Source organism: Sphingomonas sp. CV7422, from assembly GCF_027945725.1.
Taxonomy (GTDB): Bacteria; Pseudomonadota; Alphaproteobacteria; order Sphingomonadales; family Sphingomonadaceae; genus Sphingomonas; species Sphingomonas kyungheensis.
Window position 1 is genome coordinate 1 of the sequence record NZ_CP115901.1, and the last position, 21,753, is coordinate 21,753.

Genomic DNA, 21,753 nt, shown 5'->3' on the forward strand with positions numbered 1-21,753 from the left:
AGGCACACAGATTTCTGGCACGCACCGATGTTGCTGCGGCTCATTCCCGAGCTGTTAGATCAGCGTCGATCGTCGCCTTGGGGGGCCACCTCCGCCGCGTCGCAAGGCTAGTCTATCTCTGCCAGAGAGCCTATCCGGCCCGTGGCAGCCCAACCCGGGCGGTCAAGGGAGGTGATACATATAGACACCGCAACAATCGTAGCACTGGTACTCGGCGTCGCGACGCTCGTCGTCGCGCTCCTCAGCTTGATAGTGAAGATTATCGAGCTGTCGCGCCACTAGGCCGAGTTGGGGACGTCCCGGCGCTGGAACGCCGGGGCGTCCTTAAAAAATTTGAGCCCCGAACGCTGGAACGCTCGGGGCTCAGGGGATGACCTATAGACATAGAACATCGTAGCTCGACCGATATACGCTTCAACCTGTAGCGCCGCAAGGCTACTCCGCCGCAATCCCCGTGTCGTAGATGCGCGTGCAACGCCGCAAGCATGTAGACCCGGTTCCGGACATTCTCCTCGGCGCGCCCGACGCCCGAGAACTGCCGCTCGTTCATCAGCGGATGCAAAGCCGCTGAATCGTCACAGCCGTTCCAAACCCTGCAGCGTCGTCCGCAGCGCCTCGACGAGCGGCGTTGCCGGCACGTCGCCGAGGAAGCTGTGCAGCTTGCCGTCGATCAGCCGGAGCGGCCGGCGCCAGAGATAGATCATCTCGCGCATCTCGCGCGCGGTCTCGTTAAACGGCGCCATCGCGTGCACCACCGGCCACGGGAACGGATAGATCGGCGCGTTCGGCTTGCCCGCCGCCTGGCGGATCGAGTCGGCAAACGCTCGGTTGTCGTCCACCCAAGTGCCGCCAAACTGGAAGCTGTCGAAAGCCGCCAGCGCGTCGCGCCGTTCCAAGAGGCGTACCATCGTCTCGGCGAGGTCGGGCAGATAGGCCCAAGCGTGGCCAATACCCGCGCGCGCGGGATCGAAAACGCGCTTCACCGGTCCGGGCGTCGGCACCATGCCCTGCGCCAACCAGCTATTGCCGCTGCGCGGACCGAAGAAGTCGCCCGCGCGGACAACCAGTGCCTTGGCGCCGTTCCGGCTCGCCTCGCGCAGGCGGCGCTCCATCTCGACGCGGATCGCGCCCTTGCGGGTCACCGGGTTTTCAGGGCTAGTCTCGTCGACAGCCTCGCTCGCGTCCGGCCCGTAATTGTAGACCGTGCCTGGCAGCAGCACGCGCGCGCCGGTCGCGGTTGCCGCTGCGATCGTGCTGTCGAGCATCGGCAGTACCAGCCCTGCCCAATTGCGATAGCCCGGCGCGTTCGCACCATGCACGATCACCGACATGCGGTCGGCAGCGGCGGTGACGGACGCCTTGTCCATGGCATCGCCCCGCACCCATTCCAGCGCCGGATTGCTCGCCCGGGCCCGCGCCGGATCGCGATGGAGCGCGCGGACCGCCCAGCCGCGGGCGAGCAACGCCCGTGCCACCTCGCCCCCGATGCCGCCGGTCGCGCCGATCACCAGCGCCGTATTTGTGTCCTTGTTCATCGTCACCTCCTCGTTGCGGAGGCAGAGATGGCCTCTATCCGGGCCAAACGAAATTGCGACAATAGGCAGAGCAGATATACAGGATCGTATGGACAGTGGACCCGGATGGGAGTTGTGGCGCACCTTTGGCGCCGTCATGCGTGCGGGCAGCCTGTCGGGTGCGGCGCGCGCGCTCGGTCTCACCCAGCCGACCGCCGGGCGACATATCGCGGAACTGGAGGCGGCGCTCGGCGCCGGCGCGCTGTTCACGCGCTCGGCGCGCGGGCTGCAGCCGACCGAGACCGCGCTGGCGCTCGCGTCGGAAGCCGAGGCGATGGCTGCCGCCGCGGCAGCGCTGGTGCGAACCGCCTCCGCTCCCGGCGACGCGATCTGCGGCATCGTCCGGATCAGTGTGAGTGAAGTGATCGGCGCGGAGGTGCTGCCGCCGATCCTCGCCGCCCTGCGCACGCAGCATCCCGGCCTGATGATCGAGCTGCTGCTCACCAACGCCTCGTCCGACCTGCTGCGGCGCGACGCCGATCTCGCGATCCGGATGACCGAGCCGAGGCAGCAGGCGCTGCTCGTCAAGTCGGTGGGCCGCATCCGCCTCGGCTTCTACGCGCACCACGAGTATCTTGCCCGCGCCGTGTCGATCGACAGCGCCGCTGACCTGGCGCGGCATGCGATCATCGGCTTCGACCGGGACGCGGCGTCGATCCGGTCGCTCGAGGCGGCCTGGCCCGACCTGCCCGCCTTTGCGCTGCGCACCGACAACCAATTGGCCCAGATCGCGCTGATCCGCGCCGGCTGCGGGATCGGTGTGATGCAGGGCCCGATAGCTCGCCGTGACCCGGCGCTGATCCCGATCCTGCCGGCAATCTTCCACGCGCATCTGCCGGTCTGGATCGCCATGCATGAGGACCTGCGCTCGACAAGGCGCATGCGGCTGGTCTTCGACGCACTGGTCGACGGCATGACGGCTTACATCAGAACGGGTTCGGAGCGTCAGCGGTGAGCCAGAAACGGCCGCTCATGCAGTGTAGACGCAGTCCGAAAGCAGACGTTGATTAAGGCCTACCTGCCTGTCTTCATAACATTTATACGTGACTTTTGACCGCGGCAGCATCCTAGAGCGGCCGGATCGTTCTCCAACAAGATTTGAGATCGGCTTCTACGCCTTTGACAAACCTCTCCGTGAGATCGGGTGCGCTATTATGCGCCGATATAGGCTCCACCCTTCGATCCGACCAGCTGCATCTTGCATCCCGTCAGCTCGATGGTGGGCAACGCGTGAGCGAAGATACCTTCTGAAGTCATTCGACGTTTGCTTCAGCGCTCCAACTTGCCGTCGTGTTCGATCGCCCGCAGCCGCTGGATCTGCTGCGTCGCGATCGTGCGCTGCTGCGCGAGCTCGCGCGTGATGCCGTCGGCAATGGCGATAAGCCGCCGGATCGCAGGCGCGCAGGGCTCATGCCGGATGGTGATCTGGCCGCTCTCGACCCGGCTCAGGCGTTCGGCCAAGACCTCCATGCTGCCATCGCGCGCGATGCGGTCGCGGATCACGACGGCAGCCTCGTGCTCGGCGGGCGAACCCTGTCCGCGCGGCACGGCGAGGCGGGCGTTTTCCTCGGCAAAGTCGGCCTGATTGGCGGCGATCGGTGCGACGACCCCGATTTCGCGCGCCGCCTCCATCACCGACATGCGGCGGTCATAGGGGGCTTGGTCGCGGCCATGCTCGAGCGAGCGCCGGATGATCTCCTGAAGCGGATCGTGCCGGCGATACACGTGGAGCTGGAACGCCAACTGATATTCTTCGCGAGTGTCGACCGTCATCATCTTGTCGGCGGTGAGGCCGGGATAGTGATGCTGGATAACGGCCATGTCGCGCGCGATATACAGCGCGTCACGGGACTGCGGCGTCACGTTGGTCGTGTTCCAGTCGAGCTTATGCCCGGCCTCGCTGGCGAGCTGCGCGGTGAAGGTGCGCAGCGTGCGGCTGTTTCCCTCGCTGAACGGGTGCAGGTGATCGAGCCTCGCATAGGTCTGCGCGAGGGCGTCGGCCATATCCAGCGTGTTCAGCCCGGCGAGCGCCTTGCCGCCCTGCAACGCCTCGAGCGTCGCCCCGAGCAGCCGGTCGACCTCCGGCCGCAGCGCATAGGGGACCTAAAGACGATCGCGCGAGGCCTCAAGCCGGCGCTGCTTGAAATGCCCTGCCGCGTCCGGCCGAAATTCGCCCGGACGATGGTGCGGCAGATCCTGGAAGATACGCCGGTGAACCTCGCGCAGGTGGGCGACATCGAATTGGCCTCGGACAGTGTCCAAGGCCAATAGGGTTATGTTGACATAGGCAAGGGCTGCTTCGCCGCGATCAACCAAGGCGCACGGTGTCGGATTCTTTCACCGCAGTGACGAACTGCTCGTTGGTCAATTCGCCATCGATGAACCGCGCGGCGATTGCCTCGATTTCACTGATGAGGATGCCGCCTTCGTAACGGACGCTGCCGCGTGCAAAGTTAACCGCGTCAATACGACGCTTGCGCTCAGCCGCGGTGATCGCGAGTGGGGAAACAGGGAGAGGCGCGACGGCGTCCATCCTCAATCCTTTCAGCTGATCGAGCCATATCAACATAGGAAGACGCGCCCGGATTTGCCAGCAGAACTGGCGGATTTCAGCCGATATCGGACTGGCGAGAGGCATGGCCTGCGATCGGGTGGCGACACGCACCACCGGTCGGCAGCGTCAGTCTTCGGGACGATCGTCGTCTTGATCCTCATGCCCCTTGGGCCAGTCATGCGCAGGGATGACCCGGACGCGTTCGGCGATCAGGTCAACGGTATGGACGCGCTCGCCGCTCTTCTCGTAGCTGTTCTGACGGATGCGGCCGGCGAGGTGGAGGAGATCGCTCTTGCCATAACGCACATTCCGAGCGGGACATGGGAGAGCTGATCACTTGATCCGGTGACGATCCCGGGGCGCTTCATTGCCGCCCGCGAACGCGTGGCCTATGTCTGACGGGAAGGAGGCGCCGTGACCACGCAGGGTCCCATGTGGACGCAGGATCAGGCAATTGCTTACGAAGCGGCGCTGGACGCTATCAACGACGTGATCGCCAGGTACAGCGAACAGATCGCCTATGAGCAGGGTCATGGCACCGGTGCACGGGTCGAGTGGTTACGCATGCGCGTGTGGCAAGCACGCGACGTAGCCAAGTCGCTCGACATTCGCGACGACGTGACGGTCAGTTAGGCGCTGCGCGAATTCAACGCAATAGTGCGCGCGCTCGACGCTGTGGACATGTCGTCGGTTGCTCACCGGAATCCAGTCACGTGTGATCCCGAGCGCCACAGCTTGCCACCTGCTTGGTTACGTTGATTTCGATTCGATTGAGTAGGCCGACTTCGTGAGGAGCGTGTCCGACACGGATCGGACCTACCGCTCCATGTCGCTTGATCGGTGCAAAGCGGCGGGAGGCATCGTGCTGACCTCGAACGAGCGCTCCCCCGCCTCGATGCGGGCGGCGATGTCACGGTGCAGGGTCACCAGCTCGGCAGGGATCTGATCGCCGTGGAGGATGGCGGCCTGGCGATCGGCCACCGCGAACCCGTCGATCGCGGCGGCCAGCTCCGGCTCCCCATAGAGCGCCAGGCTTTCGCCGGCCCGCCACAGGTCAGCCAGCTCCTTCGATCGTGCGGCCCTCGCCTCCGGCGAACGGTCGCGCGTGACCGTCGTCTGGGGCGCGGCGGGCGGCGTTACACCGCGTCCGGCCAGCTCCGCGCGCGTGATCGCTGCCAGTTGGTAGCGCAGCACGCGCGTCTCGGGCGTGTCCGTCGGTGAGGGCTCGTATTGCCGCGCGAGGAGCTGCGCCAGCTCACGCGACGCAGCCTTCGGCACCTGCTGGCGCCACTCGGCAAGGGCACGCGTCGCCGTGACGTAATCCGCTGGCTGCGTGATCAGATATCGTTCGAGAAGAGGACTGTCGGCCACATTGGCAGGGAGCGGCGCTTTGATCCCACAGGCAGCCGTATGCGCGCGAGCGGCAAGTTCCGCGATCAGAACAAGACTGGCGCGATTGGTGAGACGATCTGTCTTCAGATCTTGCGCGATCGCCGCTTGCCCGACGTCCAGCGTGCCGAGCCGAGTGACGGTCTCGGCTTGATCCCGTGCCAGGTCTGACAGCCTTTGCTCGAGCGTAGTGAGGCCCTCGGTCGCTTGCGAGACGGCGCTCAGGGCCTGCTCGATCCCAACCTGCCTTCGGGCAATCGCATCCACCTCCTTCGTCAGGACGGCCAGCGTCTCGAGGATCGTTGCTAACGCGCGACTGTTCTCACCATCCGTCATCGGCGCGGCCCACCTCTGTCCTGCGACCGATCGCGCTGCCGCATCTGTTCGCGTTCCTGCTGCTGCGCGCGGACACGTTCGAGCGTTTGGCGCAGGATGGCGTCGGCCTGATCGGCCGATAGCGTCGGCATAGGCCGGCTCTCCGGCTCGAGGGGTGGCCGCATCTGCTGCGATTGATCGTCGGCATCGCGTTCCGCCGGCCGATCGCGACCCGGCTTTGCAGCAGCGCGATCCGCTGACTGATCGCTACCCGGCATTTCAACCTCGCCCGTTTCCTGTACTGGCGCCGTCCGCACCTTGGCTGCTTCATTGATCCTGGCCAGCGTCGCTGCCAGCGGGTCAGCCGCACCGGCTTCCTGCTGATGCCTCTTTTCGATCTCGGCCTTTGCCGCTTCCATTCGTGCCAGCGCCAGCGTGACCGGGTTGGCAGCCATCGCCTCCCGTGCACGCCGCGCCGTGATCTCCGCCGTCGCAGCTTCCAGTCTGGCGAGTGCGGCAGCGACCGGATCGGCCGCCGCAATACCCTTTTCCGGTGCCGACGCTGCGGCACTCTGCGCATCGGCTCCGCGATCGATCTGCGTCGCGCGCATCGAGTTCGGCACCGGCTCGGGCATTGCCGCAACGAACGTCTTGAGGCTTTGCGCCTTGACCTGATCGACCAGCGACGGCGACGTCAGCAGCTCGTCGATCGAGCGCTGGAACGTGTCGCGCACGACCGCCTGTCGTTTCGCCAGCGCGGTTACGGCAGGATCGGCGCGGCCGTTTTCGTGCAGCCGACGCGCACGATCGGCCCGGTTACGGTCGATCTGCGGCACCGCGCCCTGCTCGCGAATCTTGCGCGCCGCGATCGGTTCGTGCTTCGCATCGACGCCGCGCGCCTGCACTGGCGTCGCGTTCGCCTCGATGCCGCGGTCGCGCAGCTTCTGCGCGAAACGCTGGCGGTAACGCAGCAGATCGTCGGAATCAGGATTGAACCGGCGGCCGTCGTAATCGCGCCGCGCGACCGTCAGATGGACGTGCGGATGATCGCGATCGACGTGCAGCGCCGCGACCCAGGAGCGGTTCGCGAACTCCTCGCGCGCGAATGCCAGCGCCGCCTCTTTCACGCCTTGCGGATCGGTGTGCGCCGGCATCGACAGGATCATCGACAGCGACGTTGCGCCCTTGCGGCGCGCCTCGTCGGCGGTCTCCCATTCCTGCCAATCCTGCGCCAGCTCCTGCATGTCGCGGCCGTCGCGCAGCACCTCGCCCTCGCTGGTATGGAGGTCGATCTGCTTGTCCTCGCCATGGCCGAGGCGGCTGATATACGACATGTTGGCGAGCACGTGACCGCCGCCATGCTGGCGCCCGGTGACGCGCACCATCACCCCCGGAACGCGGCGCGCGGTGCGCTCCATCGTCCGCAGCGCGCGCGCGCTGATCGCCGCATGCGACCCGCCTCCGAACGCCTGTTTCACCTGCGCGCTGGGCCGATAACTGCTGCTCGTCGGCGCGGTCTTGCGCAGCAGCGACGCGGCGGCAAATGCCAGCATGGCGCCGTCGTCACGGGCACCGCCCTTCCCTCGTCCGCCGCCACGCGACCGCCGTTTCCGGGGCGGCGCGAACACGCCCGCCAGCGAGTCCAGCGTTCCCGGCGAGAGGCGGAAACTCACGTCTCCTGCTCCTCCGCGGCGCGGGTCCAATAGGCGACCTCGCCGCTGACATAGCGGCTGAGCGCCCGGCGCAGTACGAACAGCTGCGACTTCAGCTCCGCGCAGGTGTCGATGAACGGCTCGGCGATCCGTGCGATGTCAAGCGAACTGCCCGGCATGTTCGCGGCGTTCATCGCATGCACCGCCTGATTGATGTTGCGCCCGATCGCGAGCACCTGTTTGCGCAGCTTGCCGATCTCCGCGGCCGTCGCGGGCGCGAGCCGCAGCACCCCTGCCCTGTCCCACAGCTGCCATCGGATGGCGCGCTTGATCCACTCGTTGCGCCCCAGGCGGAGCGGCGCGCCGACCGCATCGATCGCCTCGAGTTCGTGCCGGTGCAGGCGCAGCGTCACGCGCACATACTCGTCGGGACGGCCGCGCCGGCTCACCGGCACCAGCGGCGCGTCCTTGCCGCCTTCGGCGAGCACGAGCTGCGTCAGCGTGCGCGACATCCACGCGGAACGGCTCTGGCCGTTCGCGGCAGCGAGGCGGTCGATCTCGGCCGCCACGTCATCGGAAACACGAGCAGTAACGATCAATGGATCAGCCCCGTGCAGCGGCCCCATCTGTCATCGTTGTATACAACGGTGACAGATGGGATATCCTGCCATCCCTTCCTTTACCCCATTATAGACGCACTCCCCCTCACCCCAAACAACGGTCTCGCACTCAGAAGCACGCTGACCGGGGAGTTGCTTGAGAGCGACTGGTTCGCACCTTTTCGCGCGCTGCGTTTGCGACAACGCGATGGTGTCAAGTCCTTTTTCCGGGAACCGTTCTACAATGATTGCACGTCGCGGCGGGGGCCGATCGACAGGTTTCCACGGCCGGTCATCAACTCCTGCCTCGGCCCATGTCTCGCCACTATGACGAAGTGATGCAAATGGCCCGCCCATCGAAAGCCAACCAGCTGGCCGCAATTCAGGCGCGTCGCGAGGTGCTCCAGGCGAAGCTGGTTGCGCTCGATGAACGTGCGAAAGCCGCCGAACTTGCCGCCCGCGATGCCGGTCGCCCAACCCTGCTCGCCGCGCTCGGCCGCGTGAAGAGTGCGACGATCTGCAAGCCAACCGCACCGCTCCTGACCTCCCCGGGCCAGCCGTCACGTCCTGACGCGGGTGCTTTACCATAGGTCCGCAATCAAGCACTTTGCAGAGCTGGAGGCCGTCGGCACATTCCGGGCGGACGGAGCGTAGGGGTGACGATGCTCGCACTGGCCGCGATGCCGATGGAAGCTGCTATGCCTGCCGACGTAAACGGCCACGCTTCGGCATGGGCGGTCGCGTATGATCAACACAATTGTACGCTCAGCCGGTCATCCGGCGCCGGACCCATGCCGGCCGGCCTCGTCATCGATGCCGATCCGGTGTCAGGCGAGGGCGATTTCATGCTGCGCTAAACTAGAGTTCACGGACACAGCGCCTTCGGCTCCGCCGCCATCGTGGACACAGCGACGGGCCTCGACCTCCACACGCAATGGGTCTGGCTATTCAATCCGGTGTGCACCCGCCTGTTCAAAGCCACGGTCGATTGGAACGCCTAGCGTCGGATCCTGCTGGTAGACACCCTGACCATCACTGGGATCGACGCTGATCCCGTCACGATCCTGGTCCACGGCATCGCCAAGGCGGTCGAGGCCGTCAAAGCCTGCGGTCGCGACCTGCTCAGGTCATGCGGCGCCGATCCGCGCGCGATCATCGATGTTCCGATCGAACGGCGCATCAGCTGGTTCCCGCCCGACGATGATCCGCTCGACGCCTTCCGCAGGGGACAGCAGGGCATCGTCAAGGTCGTGGCGACCATCGGTCCCGATTGCAAACCAGTCGCGTGCCGCACCGTCGTCAGCTCGGGCGTGGCGTCGCTCGACGAGGCGACGTGCAACGCCCTGCTGCGGCGAGCGCGCTTCGAACCATCGCCGGTCCCCGCACGCTCTGTCTATCACCGCGCCGTCTGGATCAATCCGAACTGACCGGTCGGGTCGCACAGGAGCGGCCGCTTGGCGCTACCGCGGACGCCGACCCGGCCTGTCCATGACGCGCGCGCAGCCCCGCCCTCAGCCGCGACCGGTCGCCACCTCAGAACGCCTCGTGCAGGCGCACGGCAAAGATTTCGGCAGGGCCGCGGTCGCGGTTGTAGCCGGGGTGGGCGACGTGCTGGTAATCGAGCGACAGGTCGAACCCGCGCGTCGCGGCGAGGCGATAATAGGTTTCGCCGATATATTCCGCGCCCGGATGCGGCAGCCGGCCGTCGCCGACCAGCACGCCGAGCCCGCCCGCGTCGAGATAGCGCTGGTGCGCGCGGCTGATGCCGTTGACGATCACCACCGCGCCCAGCGTATCGTCGCCGCGCCGCCAGCCCGCGCCGCGCAGCGCCAGGCCGGCCTGCGCGGTGCGATCGATGTCGGTGAAGTCATAGGGCTCGATCTGCCCGTCGGCGAGGCCGGCGCGCGCGAACATGCCCAGCGTGTCGGTCAGCGTCTGTTCGGCGTTGACGCTGATCCCGGCGCGCGTCCGCCGCGCGCGCACCGCGGCGGTATCGACCGGTTCGCCGCTCCGCGCCGCCAGCGCCAGCGCGTCGTCGAAACGGCCGAAACGCCCGCGGTTGCGGAACAGCGTCACGCGCAGCGCGCCGGGCCGCCCGCCGATCCGGTGGCGATGCTCCAGCTCGGCATCGAGCTGATATTGCCCGAAACCGGGCTCCAGCGTCTCGCCATTGGGCACTTTCGACAGGTTGAACGCGCCGAGCCGCAGCGTCCACGCGCCGCGATAGGCCTCCGCGGCGACGCCGGTGCTATAGCCCCAGGCGTCGGCGGCATAATCGAAGCTGCCCGCGTCGACCGCCGACCAGTTGAGGAAGTCGGCGCGCGGATCGTGCGCATAGCTGTTGGTGTCGAACACGTCGCCGACGCCGAACTTGCCGATGGTGAGCACCAGCCGGTCCGCGGTGCGCCAGCCGGCGACCTGGTTGGCGACGCCGGCGACCCGCTCGCGCGCACCGCCGAGATCGATCGTCTGGCGCAGGAAGGTGCGCTGGAGGCGGACATAGGGCGCGCGCCGGCCGACCTTATAGGCCTCGGCGCTTGGAAAACCGGCGACGCCGAGCGTGTTCGACAGGCCGAAACCCTGGTCGATTTCGGGATTGGTCCAGAGCTCCGCGCCGCGCCACAGCCGCACCCCGGCATAGAGCGTCACGTCGGCGGTCTCCTTCGCCTGCCGCGGGGTCAGGCTGTTGGCGCCCGTGTACGGCGAGGCGAAGCCGGGCGTCGCCTGGACGACGAGCGTCGCCTGGCCATGGACCGCGAAGCGCGCGTCGGACCCGGCGTCGGCGGGCGCGGCGGCGGGGTCTGCCGCGACCGCGCGGGTCGCGTCGGCGGGCGCGCGCGTCGGTATGGTCTGCGCCGCGGCCGGCGCGGCAAGGAGGAGGACGAGCGTGGCGCGGGGGAGGAGCCGAATCATGGCCGGCCCCCTAGCCGCTCTCTATGACAGGGAAAAGCTCGGCCCGAAATGGACATGACGTTCCGACGCGGTGCCGACGCCGTACCGGGCGGCGGCGGCGCCGCGCCGGCCGATCCTCAGCCCGGCACCCCCTGCGCCGCGGGCAGGTCGGCGATGTCCGACGATTCCGCCCAGATGTTGATGCCGCCATCCGCCGCCGCGCGATCGATCGCGGCGAGCTCGTCGTCGGAAAAGTCGAGCCGCTGCACCGCGTCGAGCGAATCGTCGAGCTGCGCCACCGTCCGCGCGCCGATCAGCGCCGAGGTGACGCGCGGATCGCGCAGCACCCAGGCGATCGCCATCTGCGCGAGCGTCTGGCCCCGCGCCGCGGCGATGGCGTTGAGCGCGCGAATCGCCCCCAGATTCTGCTCGCTGAGCAGGGTCTGCGCCAGCGATCCGCCGCGGCTGGCGCGCGCATCCTGCGGCACGCCGCTGAGATATTTGTCGGTCAGCATCCCCTGCGCGAGCGGCGAGAAGGCGATGCAGCCGGTGCCCAGCGTCTCGAGCGTGGCGAGCAATTCGCGCTCGATCCAGCGGTTGAGGATCGAATAGCTCGGCTGGTGGATGAACAGCGGCACCTTCTCCTCTGCGAGGATCGCCGCGGCGCGGGCGGTCAGGCCGGGCTCGTAGGAAGAGATGCCGACGTAGAGCGCCTTGCCCTGGCGGTGGAGCTGGACGAGCGCGCCCATCGTCTCCTCAAGCGGCGTCGCCGGATCGACGCGGTGCGAATAGAAGATGTCGACATAGTCGACGCCCATCCGCCTGAGGCTCTGGTCGCAGCTCGCGATCAGATATTTCTTCGACGATCCGACGTCGCCATAGGGGCCGGGCCACATGTCCCAGCCCGCCTTGGTCGACAGGATCATCTCGTCGCGATGCGCGCGGAAGTCCGCGGCGAGCACGCGGCAGAAATTCTCCTCCGCCGAGCCGTAGGGCGGGCCGTAATTGTTGGCGAGGTCGAAATGCGTCACGCCGCGATCGAAGGCGCGGCGCAGGATCGCGCGCCCGGTCTCGAACACGTCGGCGCCCCCGAAATTCTGCCACAGGCCGAGGCTGATCGCGGGCAGGCGCAGCCCGCTGCGGCCGGTGCGGCGATAGGGCATGCCGCTCTCGTAACGGTCGGGCGCGGCGGTATAGGGTGGATCGAACGGCATGATGGCTCCTTGTCGCAGCGCTCAACGCGCGACGCGCCGCGCGTTTCAGCCTCTGTCAGCTTTCTTGCGGAATTCGCTGGAGAAACGTGCGGGCAGCAGGGCAAGCGGCCGGCGGTGATGGCGTCGGATCAATCACATTCTCCAGACGCAACCGCGATGCGATGGCCGGCAACCGCCCGATCTCAATCATGAACTTTCTGTCATCAAATCGAAACCCTCACGTCATGTACCTTTCATGACCCGCCCCTAACCGCCGGGTCCGGCGCTCGCGTCAGCGACGCTGCCCTAACCCGAAGGACATTCCATGATCGCCACGTCGGTTGGCGGCGCGCTGCGCCTGGCCCTGCTCTGCTCCTGCGCCTGTGGGGCGCCCGCGCTCGCGCAGAGCCTGACCGGCCATGTCACCGACAGCACCGATACGCGCACGCTGGCGGGTGCCGAGGTGCGGATCGTCGAGCTCGGCCGCGTCGCCGAGGCGGGGCGCGACGGCAGCTTCCGCTTCACCGACGTGCCGCCCGGCACCTATACCGTCACCGTCCGCTACGTCGGCGCCGCGGCCGAGACGCGGACGGTCACCGTCCCGGCGAGCGGCACGGTCGACGCGAGCTTCGCGCTCGCCGCCTCCGACGGCACGACGCGCGGCGACGACATCCTCGTCGTCGGGCTTGCCGCCAACCAGGCGAGCGCGCTGTCGCAGAAACGCTCCGCCGACGGCGTCGAGAGCGTGCTGTCGCGCGACGCGATCGGTCAGAATCCCGACCAGAATGTCGCCGAGGCGCTGCGCCGCGTCCCCGGCGTGTCGATCCAGGACGATCAGGGCGAGGGCCGCTTCGTCGTGCTGCGCGGCCTTGCCCCCGCGCTCAACGCGGTGTCGATCAACGGCGCGCGCATCCCCTCGCCCGAGGCGGACAATCGCGCGCTCGCGCTCGACACCGTGCCGTCCGAGCTCGTCCAGTCGATCGAGGTCAAAAAGACGCTGACCCCCGATATGGACGGCGACACGATCGGCGGCTCGATCGAGATCAGGACGACCAGCGCCTTCGATCGCAAGAAGGACCTGTTCAGCCTGTCGCTGGAAGGATCGCGCAACGACCTGCGCGACCGCTGGAGCCCCAAGGGCTCGGTCGACTTTTCCAAGCTCGTCACCCCCGATTTCGGCATCTCGGGCGGCTTTTCCTATTACCGCCGGCGCTTCGGCACCGACGGCGTCGAGGCGAGCGACTGGACGCGCAGCGCCGCGGGCATCGCCTATCCCGAGGAGGTCGATTACCGCGCCTATGACGTGGTGCGCACCCGCATCGCCGGCGCGCTGTCGCTCGACTGGCGGCCGAGCGACACGACGACGCTCTACGTCCGCGGCATCGCCAACAGCTTCCGCGACGACGAATTGCGCAGCCGGCTGCGCTTCACCCTGTCGCCCGCGCCGGTGAGCGGCGATGCGGGCAGCGCCACCTTCGCCTCGGGCGCGGGCAGCGCCAACCGCATCCGCGTCCGCCGCGAGATGAAGGACCGCACCGAGATCCAGAACGTCTACAGCGTCACCGCAGGCGGCGAGACGCAGGCCGATCGGTGGACGCTGACCTATTCGGGCAGCTGGTCGAAATCGGAGGAGCGCGAGCCAAACCGGCAGGATACGATCTTCGACCGGCGCTTCCAGACCGGCGCGAGCCAGCTCGGGCTGACGCTGAGCGGCCTCGACACGCAGACCCCCGAATACAGCACGAGCAACGACGCCGCCTTCACCAACGGCAGCGATCCGCTGAGCAAGATCGAGACCACCGACGGCCTCAGCACCGACCGCGAATATGCCGGCCGGATCGACATCGCGCGCGACATCCCGCTCGCCGCGGGCAGCCTCGAGATCAAGGTCGGCGGCAAGGGCCGGTTCCGCGACAAACGCTATACGCTCGACTTCACCAGCTATGACGCGCTGACCGGCGGCAGCTTCCCGACGCTCGCCGGCCTGTCGCGGTCGATCGGCGAGACGGGGCTGGTCGACATGAACCCGGCGGTCGATCCGCTGCTGGTGCGCGCCTGGTTCAACGCCAACCGCGACACTCTGGTACGCAACGCCGCGGACAGCGATCTCGACAGCCTGTCGGCGACCTATCGCGTCGCCGAGGACATTTACGCAGGCTATGGCCAGCTCCGCTTCGACAACGGCGTTCTGCGCGCGGTGACCGGGGTGCGCGTCGAACACACCCGCAACCGGATGCGCGGCAACGCGCTCGATACCGACAGCCTCGTCGCGACGCCGGTCCGCGTCGCGCGCGCCTATACCAACTGGCTGCCGAGCCTCAATCTGCGCTACAGCCCCTGGCGCAAGCTGGTGGTGCGCGGCGCGGTGACGCGCAGCCTGTCGCGGCCCAATATCTCCGATCTCGCGCCGCGCTTCTCCTACAATGCCAATGACGGCGAGGGCACGTTCGGCAATCCGCAGCTCCGCCCCTACCGATCGTGGAATTTCGATGCCGCGGCGGAATATTATTTCGCCTCGAACGCGCTCGCCGAGGTGACGGTGTTCCACAAGGCGATTTCCGACTTCATCTTCTCGTCGCGGATCGACGATTACAATTACAACGGCGTGGTGATCGACGAGGCGACGCTGCCGCTCAACGGCGACACCGCCAGGGTGACCGGGGTCGAGCTCAACCTGCAGGCGTCGCTGAGCTTCCTGCCCGCGCCGTTCGACGGGCTGCTGGTCGGCGGCAATTACACCTATGTCGATACCCGTGCCTCGCTCGCCACCCAGCCGGGGACGGTGCGCGACCTGACCCTGCCCGGCTCGTCCAAGCATATCTGGAATGCGAGCATCGGCTATGAGAAGGGGCCGTTGCAGCTGCGCGCCAGCGGCACCTATCGCGGCCGCTATCTCGACGAGATCGCCGCGGACGGCGACGGCGACGTCTATGTCGATCACCGGCTATTGTTCGACATCGGGGCCAAGCTGCGCGTCCGGCGCGGCGTCCAGCTCACCGCCGACTTCATCAACATTGGCAACGAACCGTTCGACCGCGTGTACACCGGCACCGCGGCGGGGGGCGACCGGCTCGCGCAGCACGAACAATATGGCTGGACCGGCAAGTTCGGCGTCAAGGTGACGCTGTGATGCGGCGGTGGCTCGCGCTGGCGCTGCTCGCCGCGGCATCCCCCTCCCCTGCCGCCCCGCCCGCCCCCGCCGCGGCGCGCGGCGAGACGGTCGAGCGTGTCGTGCTGCTGATGCGCCACGGGGTGCGGCCGTCGACCAAATTCCCCGCCACCCCGGCGGGCACCACCGCGCAAGCCTGGCCCGCCTGGTCGACACCGGCGGGCGACCTCACCCCGCACGGCGCCGCGGCGATCGGCCGGCTCGGCGCCTATGACCGCGCCTTGTGGGTGCGGCAGGGGCTGCTCCCCGCCAGCGGCTGCGCCCCCGCCGCGATCAGCGCCGGGGCGAGCGGCGCGTCGCGCGCGATCGAGACCGGCCGCGCCTTTCTCGCCGCGCTGACGCCGGGCTGCGCGGTGCCGCTCGATCATCCCGCCAGCGAAGACGAGGATGCGACCTTCCACCCCGCCGACGCCGGCCTCGCGATCGACGGCGACACCGCGCGTAGCGCGGCGCTGCGGCAGGCGCCGGCGGGCGGGATCGCGGCCGAGGCGGTCGCCAATGCCGACGCCTTCCGCGTGCTCGAACACGTCACCGGCTGCTGCCCCGGCAAGGCCTGCGGGCGCGGCGCTTCGGCATGCACCGCGGCCGACCGCGCCTCGCACCTCGTCGCCGTGCCGGGCGACAAGCCCGACCTCAAGGGCGCGCTCAGCTTCGCCTCGACCGCGGGCCAGACGATCCTGCTGCAATATCTCGAAGCCATGCCGATGGCGCAGGTCGGCTGGGGTCGCGCCTCGGCCGCCGACATCCGCACCATGCTGCGCTTCCACCCGATCAAGTTCCGCTACGAGACGCGCCCGCCCTATGTCGCGCAGCGGCTCGCCGCGCCGCTCGCCCGGCGGATCGTCGATGCGCTGGCGGGGCGCAGCGGGCGCATCACCTTGCTGTTCGGGCATGACACCAATCTCGCCGCGCTCGGCGGCTTCTACGACCTGCACTGGACGATGGCGGACTATCCGCGCGACGATATAGCGCCGGGCGGCGCGCTCGGCTTCGAGCTGGTGCGCGGCGCCGACGGCGCGCGCTACGTCCGCGCGTTCAGCCAGGCGCAGACGATGGCGCAGGTCCGCGCGCTCACCCCGCTGACCCGCGGCGTGGCGCCGCATCGTGCCGCGGTGGCGATCCCCGGCTGCCCGGCGCGCTGCCCGCTCGCCACCTTCGTCGCGCTGACCGAGGCGCGGCTGCGGCAGCCGGTGGCACGCTAGGGGCCCCACCGCCTCACAGCCGCATCGTGCCGATCGCGGGATCGGTGCGCCCCTGCCGCCCGGTCTCGATCTTGCCGGCATAGCGCCACAGCGCCTGTGCGCCCGCTGTGCAGGTGACGGTGAGGTCGTACCAGCCGTCGCTCGCCGCCAGCCGCCACAGGTCGCGGACCGGCCAAATGTTGGCGCAATCCGGCTTCTCGACGATCGCGATATTCGTTGCGCCGGGATATTCACATCCTTTCCATCGTGCGGATGATGCTACGTCGCTGTCTGACAGTCAGTTGGGCGCGACGATTCAGGCTGCCGACTCCTACGATCGAGATCACCCAGCCGCAGAACGGCAAGAGCGCGCAGGTCTATGGCATGGAGCTCGGCGTCATCAAGCAACTGGCCGGGCTCGCCGCGCCGTTCGATGGTTTCGGCGTCGAAGGCAATGTCACGCTCCAGCACAGTGCCGCGGACAGTGGCCAAGCCTATCGTCACGGCGTGACGATGCGCTTCGTCAATACACCGCATCTGTTGTACAATGCCGCGCTCACCTATCAGAAACACGGCGTCGAACTGAAACTCTCCTATGCCTATCGCGGCAAATATATAGAGGATCTGCGCGACAATGCGGTCGACAAATGGGTGCAGCCCAATCGCAGCATCGACTTCCATAGCCGGTACACGCTCGCCCGCGGCGTCACGCTCGATCTCGACATCGCCAATCTCGGCGACGACTGGCGCTATTACACCACCAAGGGCGACCATGTGAGCTACCAGAAGGATTATATGGCGTCGGGGCGGACCGTCCTCCTGCGCGCCAGCGCGGCGCTGTAGCGCCATCTGTGGGGGTCGCCGGCCGCGACCCCCGTATCGGCCGGCGGTCAGGCCCCCTGCCCTGCCGGCGATCCGGCATGCCGTCCTGTCTGTGTCGCGCTGCGGTGGCGGCGCGGGCTTCTATCCCCCTCTCAATCGAACCATCTCCGCTTGGTTAGAGGGTTAGAGATAAGGTTAGAAGGTTAAGCGCCGTGGGAACGGCAGGAATCGCAGCAATTCCGGCGATTCGCGGCCACCCTGCCGTTCCCGAAGGATCGGTGGTTCGTTCCCGAAGGATCGACGGGACCGTTCCCGAAGGATCGTTGCATCGTTCCCGAAGGGTCGAGGGACGTTCCCGAAGGGTCGACACGACGTTCCCGATAGGACGACGGCTGGCGAAAGCGAGAAATTCCATGCCCTCTATTGAATCACTTTTTCGGGCCACTCCATCCGGGAGGTTCATTTCGGCGACCAGCGCCGCCAATGCGGTTTCGCGCAGACGGACCGGCATCCGCCGCGCCGACACTTCGGGAACGCGACGCGCTTGCATGGCGGCTCAGCGGCCGAGTTCGTGCCGGTGCTTGGCGTCCCAGCGGCGGACATAGCCGACGAACGCCGCCTGGTAATTGACCGGGGTGCGTGCCGGATCGGCGTCGATCCAGGTGCGGAACTCGGCATGCAGCGTCTGATAGTCCCAGCCCGGACATTCGGCGCGCAACGTCGCCAGCGTCGCCGCGGTGATCTCGCCATCGTGCGCGCGGCTGGCGAGACGGCTGACGCTGCGCCGGATCGCCGCGGCGGCATCGACCAGCTGCTCGGTCCGCTCGGGCGAAGGGGGCGCGGGCGCGGCAGGCGCGACGGCGGGTGGCGCGGCCCTCTCGCCTGCGCTCACCGAGGTGACGCGCTGCGCCTCCGGCCGGCGCCGCATCCGCAGCAGCGGTTCGCGCTTGTCGCCGGCCTGTTCCAGCGTCAGCGCGAAACCGGGCAGCTCGTCGCGCTCGGCGATCTTGGCGATCTCGAACTTGAAGCGGCGATATTGCCCCTCCGCGCCCGATTTCTCGAACAAGGTCGGCATGGCGATCGCAAAGCCCCCCTCGCCTGCCCCGCCGGCATGTTTGCGCGCGACGCGGTACAGCCAGCGTTCGCGCCCGCCGGTGAGGTCGAAGTAGGCGCGGTCGATCGACAGCACGCCCCCGGTCATCATCACGCCTTCCCAGAACCAGTTCGACAATTCGATCGTCATGCCGCGCGACCGTTCGGTCTTGGCGTCGACCAATTGCGTCCAGCCGTCGAGCCACGAGAAGGTCGCCTCGCGGCGGTTCTCGGCGCGGATGTTGGTCTTGATCGTCGTCGCCACCAGCCGGTCGAGCGCCTGGCCGAGCAGCTCATAGGCGCGCCCCGTCGTCGGCCGGCCGATCGCGCGCAGCAGGTCATAGGGCATCAGATGCAGCTTGCGCGGCACGTCGTTGACGCCGCGCCGCGCCATGTCGGCGAGTACGCTCGCGCAATAGATCAGGATATCGGCGTCCCAGATCGTCGCCATGCCGTAATCGGCATTGGCCGAGACATGGACCCAGGATTTGCCGTCGGGGCTGCGATAGTCGATCGGCTTGACCCGTTTCGACTTGGCGAGGCTGAAGAACGGCCGCTCCATCATCTCGCGCTGATCGCGCAGCGGCAGATCGGCGAGATAGGGGAGGAACAGGTCGAACTGGTCGGAGCTGCCCTCGGGCTTGCCGCCGGTCATCGCCGGACCCCGTGTTTCCCCGGGGAAACACGGCGGGATGGTTTCCCCGGCGAAACGTGTCGGGCCGCGTGACGGTACGGTGTGGCGCGCGCGCCCGGCGTCGTGCGGGCGGGATGCAGCTGGAGGGCGCTGGGTCGGGTCATCGTTCGTCCGCTTCCGCGAGAGGGTGGCATAGGTGTGTCATCTGGTCGCGATCTGCCGGTGCGGATCGCCGCCGCAGGCTGGGGGTGGCGGGCTCTGTGTGGTCTCGTCTTGAGGCGAACGATGTGGCGCAGCGGGCTTGGCGACGGCGATGTTTCCCCGGGGAAACACATTCGACGCGGGAAGGGGGGTGGGCGCGTCTTTTGGGTGCGCTCGTCGATGTCTTCCGTGACGGAAGCGGCACAGCATCGATCGAACAGACGACAGGGCGAGATGCTGCGGCCTCGATCGGTGACGCGGCGATGGTGTGGGCGGCGCTTCGCTGGACCCATGAGGGTGAGGGCAGGGGGATGCCTTGCTCGCAGGCAAATAAGCGCGGCTAGCGCGATGCATCGGCTTTGCCTGACCGGCGGATGGACAGAGGCCACGGCCTTTTTCCGGCGACGTCGTCGCACCCGTACAGATGCGAGCCCTCGCGACGTCGGCGGTGTGGTCCTGCCTGAACTTTCGAGCGGAATCGTCGACCATGACGATGGCATCCTTCGCCGGCCGAGCCGTCGGACGTGCAGAACGTGTTTCCCCGGGGAAACCATCATCCATTCGAAGAGGTCCGCCGCTGTCGCCGGATGTTTCCCCGGGGAAACTTCGGCATCGCGCGTGTTCGTGGTGAGACACGGCAAGGGTTGCGCAACGCAAGCAGCCCGTGGCGTGTGTTGGTGGATACCCGCGGCACTACTTGGCTGCTGGCATCTCGCCAATGCAGGGCGTTTGCGATGTTCCGCCCGGCGCCAACCGCGTAGCGTCACCCCGGACTGTTTCCCGGACCTACCGCGCCACAATGACGACGCCTGATGCTCTTGCGGAGCCGTTGATGCGGATACGAGTCCGGCATGACGGAGGGGGATTTGGAGTTGCTTCGCCCGAGCGACCGTCCGAAAATCCGCGGGGAGCGGAGGGTCGTCGCCGTGAGCCGTCACGGTCGGACAGGGCGAGATGGTGATCGCCTCCGTTGGACAGGCAAACCGCGGTTCAGCCAGCGCCAACGAAGCTTGGGACGGAGGACCGGCAACACCAAGCAGTAGCGACAGGGCTTGTTCCTGAATCTCACCGCCCGTGCGGACCGAGAACGATGCCCGTGTCGGTCCAACGCCCGCCCGGTCCAGCAGCCGCCAATGTCCGTACGAGGGCAGGGGGGCAGACCGGGCGCTCCTCCGATTGGGAGCAGCTGGCCCGCCAACCGGCGACGCGAACAGATCGCCCCCGGCCACCCACGCGTCCCGGCACCGCCCCGCCACGTCCGGCGCGGCGAAACAGCCCGATCCGCCCATTCCGACCTCATCCGCCAATCGAAGTTTCCCCGGGGAAACTTCGTGCCCACACCAGCCCGGGCACCGCGCCGCTCGAGCGTGTTTCCCCGGGGAAACCTCGGGCAGCGCGCCGCTCACAGCGGCAGTCCGCGTCCTTCCGCCTCGAGCGCGGTGAGCGCCGCGCGCAGCGCGTCGGCGAGCATTGCGGCATCGGCGCCGGCGCCGGCGTGGAGGCGGATCGTCATACCCTGGCGGTTGATCGTCTGCACGGTGAGCGCCGCGCGCCCCTGCGGACCGGTCCACACATAGGGCGGGGCGTCGTCGCCATCCTGCGGCGCGGCGAGCAGCCGGCGCGCGACATCGGCGGCGGGGAGGGGGACGAGACCCTGGGCGCGACGCTGCTGCTGGTCGCGTGCCAGCGTCTTGGCGGTCGCCATGATCCGCGCCGCGGTGCTGCGGTCGCCGAGCGCCTGGGCGATCGCATAGCCGCTCTTGAGCTGCACCTCGGCGGGCGAGGCGAAGGCATCGACGATCTCTTCGGGCAGGCTGGCGACGCGCAGCATCTTCGACAGCCAGCCCTTGGAGACCTTGAGCCGCTCCGCCATCCGGCTGGCATGATTGCCGTAATGCAGCGTCAGCGCGGCGGCGTAATTGCGTGCGCGCTCGAGATCCGAGACGTCGGCGCGCGCGCGATTCTCGAGATCGGCAAGGCGAAAGGCCGCCTCGTCGTCGAGCGCGACGACCTGCGCGACGAACATCATGTCGGGATAGGAATGGCCGCGCAGCCAGCTGATCGACCAATGCCGCCGCGTCCCCGCGATCACCTCATAATCGTGATCGGCATCGCCCTCGATCCGGCGCACCACCGCGGGCACCTTCTGCCCGCCCTCGGCGATGATCGAATCGATCAGCTCGCGGCAGCGCGCCTCGTCGAGATGCGCATAGGAGCGCGCATTGCCCGGCCAGACGCGCACCCGCGCCGGATCGAGCAGCAATTGCGTCACCTGCCGCACCTCGCCCGACGCGACCCGCGCCAGCGCGGACTCGCGACCGAGCAGGGTGGTGCCGCGCAGCCGCTCGGGCGGGCGTTCGCTCGCCGCGGCGGGGGCGGGGGTATCGGGGGCCGGCTCTTCGGACAGTAAGGCTGCCAGATAATCGGATTGCTTACGCGCCATGACTCACCTCCGCGCGGGACATAACGGGAACGATGGCGAATAG

At 67.9% G+C, this 21,753-nt stretch carries 20 protein-coding genes; 9 read left to right on the forward strand and 11 right to left on the reverse strand.

The window, feature by feature from the left end; genetic code table 11:
* Positions 1–575: 575 nt before the first annotated feature.
* Positions 576–1,535 (reverse strand): NAD-dependent epimerase/dehydratase family protein, encoded by a 960-nt coding sequence (locus PBN85_RS17210; protein ID WP_271300996.1) that lies wholly within the window; start codon positions 1,533–1,535, stop codon positions 576–578.
* On the opposite strand from PBN85_RS17210, the gene PBN85_RS17215 reads away from it, so the two are divergent.
* Entirely contained in the window at positions 1,486–2,529 is a 1,044-nt protein-coding gene (locus PBN85_RS17215; RefSeq protein WP_271300997.1) for a LysR family transcriptional regulator, read from the forward strand. The genes PBN85_RS17210 and PBN85_RS17215 overlap by 50 nt on opposite strands.
* 314 nt (positions 2,530–2,843) lie before the next feature.
* On the opposite strand, the gene PBN85_RS17220 is transcribed toward PBN85_RS17215, so the two are convergent.
* The gene (locus tag PBN85_RS17220) at positions 2,844–3,578 is read right to left on the reverse strand and encodes a Fic family protein (protein WP_271300998.1); all 735 of its coding nucleotides are present in this window, start codon (positions 3,576–3,578) and stop codon (positions 2,844–2,846) included.
* On the opposite strand from PBN85_RS17220, the gene PBN85_RS17225 reads away from it, so the two are divergent.
* A complete protein-coding gene (locus tag PBN85_RS17225) occupies positions 3,537–3,845 on the forward strand; it encodes a hypothetical protein (RefSeq protein ID WP_271300999.1) in 309 nt (102 codons plus the stop codon). The two genes, PBN85_RS17220 and PBN85_RS17225, sit on opposite strands and share 42 nt — an antisense overlap.
* A 37-nt stretch (positions 3,846–3,882) precedes the next feature.
* Here PBN85_RS17225 and PBN85_RS17230 read toward each other — a convergent pair whose 3' ends face one another.
* Both PBN85_RS17230 and PBN85_RS17235 read right to left on the reverse strand, forming a co-directional pair.
* Positions 3,883–4,107, reverse strand: a complete 225-nt coding sequence (locus PBN85_RS17230) for an antitoxin VbhA family protein (RefSeq protein ID WP_271301000.1) — start codon at positions 4,105–4,107, stop codon at positions 3,883–3,885.
* A 147-nt stretch (positions 4,108–4,254) separates the two neighbouring features.
* Positions 4,255–4,434 carry a hypothetical protein gene (locus tag PBN85_RS17235; RefSeq protein WP_271301001.1) on the reverse strand — a complete coding sequence of 60 codons (180 nt, stop codon included), beginning with the start codon at positions 4,432–4,434 and terminating at the stop codon, positions 4,255–4,257.
* Between the two features lie 108 nt (positions 4,435–4,542).
* Between PBN85_RS17235 and PBN85_RS17240 the strand changes: the two genes are divergently transcribed.
* A complete protein-coding gene (locus PBN85_RS17240) occupies positions 4,543–4,761 on the forward strand; it encodes a hypothetical protein (protein WP_271301002.1) in 219 nt (72 codons plus the stop codon).
* 183 nt (positions 4,762–4,944) lie between these two features.
* Here PBN85_RS17240 and PBN85_RS17245 read toward each other — a convergent pair whose 3' ends face one another.
* Genes PBN85_RS17245 through PBN85_RS17255 form a run of 3 tightly spaced genes read right to left on the reverse strand, consistent with a single transcriptional unit; the run spans position 4,945 to position 8,110 of the window.
* Positions 4,945–5,853: a hypothetical protein gene (locus PBN85_RS17245; protein WP_271301003.1), complete on the reverse strand. Its 909-nt coding sequence runs from the start codon at positions 5,851–5,853 to the stop codon at positions 4,945–4,947.
* Positions 5,850–7,505 carry a relaxase/mobilization nuclease domain-containing protein gene (locus tag PBN85_RS17250; RefSeq protein ID WP_271301004.1) on the reverse strand — a complete coding sequence of 552 codons (1,656 nt, stop codon included), beginning with the start codon at positions 7,503–7,505 and terminating at the stop codon, positions 5,850–5,852. The genes PBN85_RS17245 and PBN85_RS17250 overlap by 4 nt, the downstream gene beginning before the upstream one ends.
* On the reverse strand, positions 7,502–8,110 hold the full coding sequence (locus PBN85_RS17255; RefSeq protein WP_271301005.1) for a ribbon-helix-helix protein, CopG family: 609 nt from the start codon (positions 8,108–8,110) through the stop codon (positions 7,502–7,504). Before PBN85_RS17255 ends, PBN85_RS17250 begins: the two co-directional genes overlap by 4 nt.
* A gap of 311 nt (positions 8,111–8,421) precedes the next feature.
* Here PBN85_RS17255 and PBN85_RS17260 point away from each other — a divergent pair, with 311 nt between their 5' ends.
* The 3 genes from PBN85_RS17260 to PBN85_RS17270 all read left to right on the forward strand — a co-directional run bounded on the left by PBN85_RS17260 (position 8,422) and on the right by PBN85_RS17270 (position 9,510).
* A complete protein-coding gene (locus tag PBN85_RS17260) occupies positions 8,422–8,673 on the forward strand; it encodes a hypothetical protein (protein ID WP_271301006.1) in 252 nt (83 codons plus the stop codon).
* A 66-nt stretch (positions 8,674–8,739) separates the two neighbouring features.
* Positions 8,740–8,940 (forward strand): hypothetical protein, encoded by a 201-nt coding sequence (locus PBN85_RS17265; protein WP_271301007.1) that lies wholly within the window; start codon positions 8,740–8,742, stop codon positions 8,938–8,940.
* A gap of 321 nt (positions 8,941–9,261) precedes the next feature.
* Positions 9,262–9,510: a TonB family protein gene (locus tag PBN85_RS17270; RefSeq protein WP_271301082.1), complete on the forward strand. Its 249-nt coding sequence runs from the start codon at positions 9,262–9,264 to the stop codon at positions 9,508–9,510.
* A gap of 106 nt (positions 9,511–9,616) precedes the next feature.
* Here PBN85_RS17270 and PBN85_RS17275 read toward each other — a convergent pair whose 3' ends face one another.
* Together PBN85_RS17275 and mgrA are read right to left on the reverse strand one after the other, a co-directional pair.
* Positions 9,617–10,996 (reverse strand): carbohydrate porin, encoded by a 1,380-nt coding sequence (locus PBN85_RS17275; protein WP_271301008.1) that lies wholly within the window; start codon positions 10,994–10,996, stop codon positions 9,617–9,619.
* A gap of 116 nt (positions 10,997–11,112) precedes the next feature.
* On the reverse strand, positions 11,113–12,189 hold the full coding sequence (mgrA, locus tag PBN85_RS17280) for an L-glyceraldehyde 3-phosphate reductase (RefSeq protein WP_271301009.1): 1,077 nt from the start codon (positions 12,187–12,189) through the stop codon (positions 11,113–11,115).
* A gap of 304 nt (positions 12,190–12,493) precedes the next feature.
* Between mgrA and PBN85_RS17285 the strand changes: the two genes are divergently transcribed.
* The 3 genes from PBN85_RS17285 to PBN85_RS17295 all read left to right on the forward strand — a co-directional run bounded on the left by PBN85_RS17285 (position 12,494) and on the right by PBN85_RS17295 (position 17,361).
* Positions 12,494–15,298: a TonB-dependent receptor gene (locus PBN85_RS17285; protein ID WP_271301010.1), complete on the forward strand. Its 2,805-nt coding sequence runs from the start codon at positions 12,494–12,496 to the stop codon at positions 15,296–15,298.
* Positions 15,298–16,539, forward strand: coding sequence for a histidine-type phosphatase (locus PBN85_RS17290; RefSeq protein ID WP_271301011.1), 1,242 nt, complete (start codon positions 15,298–15,300; stop codon positions 16,537–16,539). The genes PBN85_RS17285 and PBN85_RS17290 overlap by 1 nt, the downstream gene beginning before the upstream one ends.
* Positions 16,540–16,794: 255 nt before the next feature.
* Positions 16,795–17,361, forward strand: coding sequence for a TonB-dependent receptor (locus PBN85_RS17295; protein ID WP_271301012.1), 567 nt, complete (start codon positions 16,795–16,797; stop codon positions 17,359–17,361).
* Between the two features lie 535 nt (positions 17,362–17,896).
* On the opposite strand, the gene PBN85_RS17300 is transcribed toward PBN85_RS17295, so the two are convergent.
* A complete protein-coding gene (locus PBN85_RS17300; RefSeq protein WP_271301013.1) occupies positions 17,897–19,087 on the reverse strand; it encodes a replication initiator protein A in 1,191 nt (396 codons plus the stop codon).
* 1,582 nt (positions 19,088–20,669) lie between these two features.
* Positions 20,670–21,710 (reverse strand): ParB/RepB/Spo0J family partition protein, encoded by a 1,041-nt coding sequence (locus PBN85_RS17305; protein WP_271301014.1) that lies wholly within the window; start codon positions 21,708–21,710, stop codon positions 20,670–20,672.
* Positions 21,711–21,753: the final 43 nt, after the last annotated feature.

Excerpts from the sequence above, each read along its gene's own strand:
- PBN85_RS17215 (WP_271300997.1), top strand. The coding sequence starts at position 1,486 with ATGCCGCCGGTCGCGCCGATCACCAGCGCCGTATTTGTGTCCTTGTTC.
- PBN85_RS17210 (WP_271300996.1), bottom strand. The coding sequence starts at position 1,535 with ATGAACAAGGACACAAATACGGCGCTGGTGATCGGCGCGACCGGCGGC.
- PBN85_RS17220 (WP_271300998.1), bottom strand. The coding sequence starts at position 3,578 with ATGGCCGACGCCCTCGCGCAGACCTATGCGAGGCTCGATCACCTGCAC.
- PBN85_RS17230 (WP_271301000.1), bottom strand. The coding sequence starts at position 4,107 with ATGGACGCCGTCGCGCCTCTCCCTGTTTCCCCACTCGCGATCACCGCG.
- PBN85_RS17245 (WP_271301003.1), bottom strand. The coding sequence starts at position 5,853 with ATGACGGATGGTGAGAACAGTCGCGCGTTAGCAACGATCCTCGAGACG.
- PBN85_RS17255 (WP_271301005.1), bottom strand. The coding sequence starts at position 8,110 with ATGGGGCCGCTGCACGGGGCTGATCCATTGATCGTTACTGCTCGTGTT.
- PBN85_RS17260 (WP_271301006.1), top strand. The coding sequence starts at position 8,422 with ATGCAAATGGCCCGCCCATCGAAAGCCAACCAGCTGGCCGCAATTCAG.
- PBN85_RS17275 (WP_271301008.1), bottom strand. The coding sequence starts at position 10,996 with ATGATTCGGCTCCTCCCCCGCGCCACGCTCGTCCTCCTCCTTGCCGCG.
- mgrA (WP_271301009.1), bottom strand. The coding sequence starts at position 12,189 with ATGCCGTTCGATCCACCCTATACCGCCGCGCCCGACCGTTACGAGAGC.
- PBN85_RS17285 (WP_271301010.1), top strand. The coding sequence starts at position 12,494 with ATGATCGCCACGTCGGTTGGCGGCGCGCTGCGCCTGGCCCTGCTCTGC.
- PBN85_RS17290 (WP_271301011.1), top strand. The coding sequence starts at position 15,298 with ATGCGGCGGTGGCTCGCGCTGGCGCTGCTCGCCGCGGCATCCCCCTCC.
- PBN85_RS17295 (WP_271301012.1), top strand. The coding sequence starts at position 16,795 with ATGCTACGTCGCTGTCTGACAGTCAGTTGGGCGCGACGATTCAGGCTG.
- PBN85_RS17300 (WP_271301013.1), bottom strand. The coding sequence starts at position 19,087 with ATGACCGGCGGCAAGCCCGAGGGCAGCTCCGACCAGTTCGACCTGTTC.
- PBN85_RS17305 (WP_271301014.1), bottom strand. The coding sequence starts at position 21,710 with ATGGCGCGTAAGCAATCCGATTATCTGGCAGCCTTACTGTCCGAAGAG.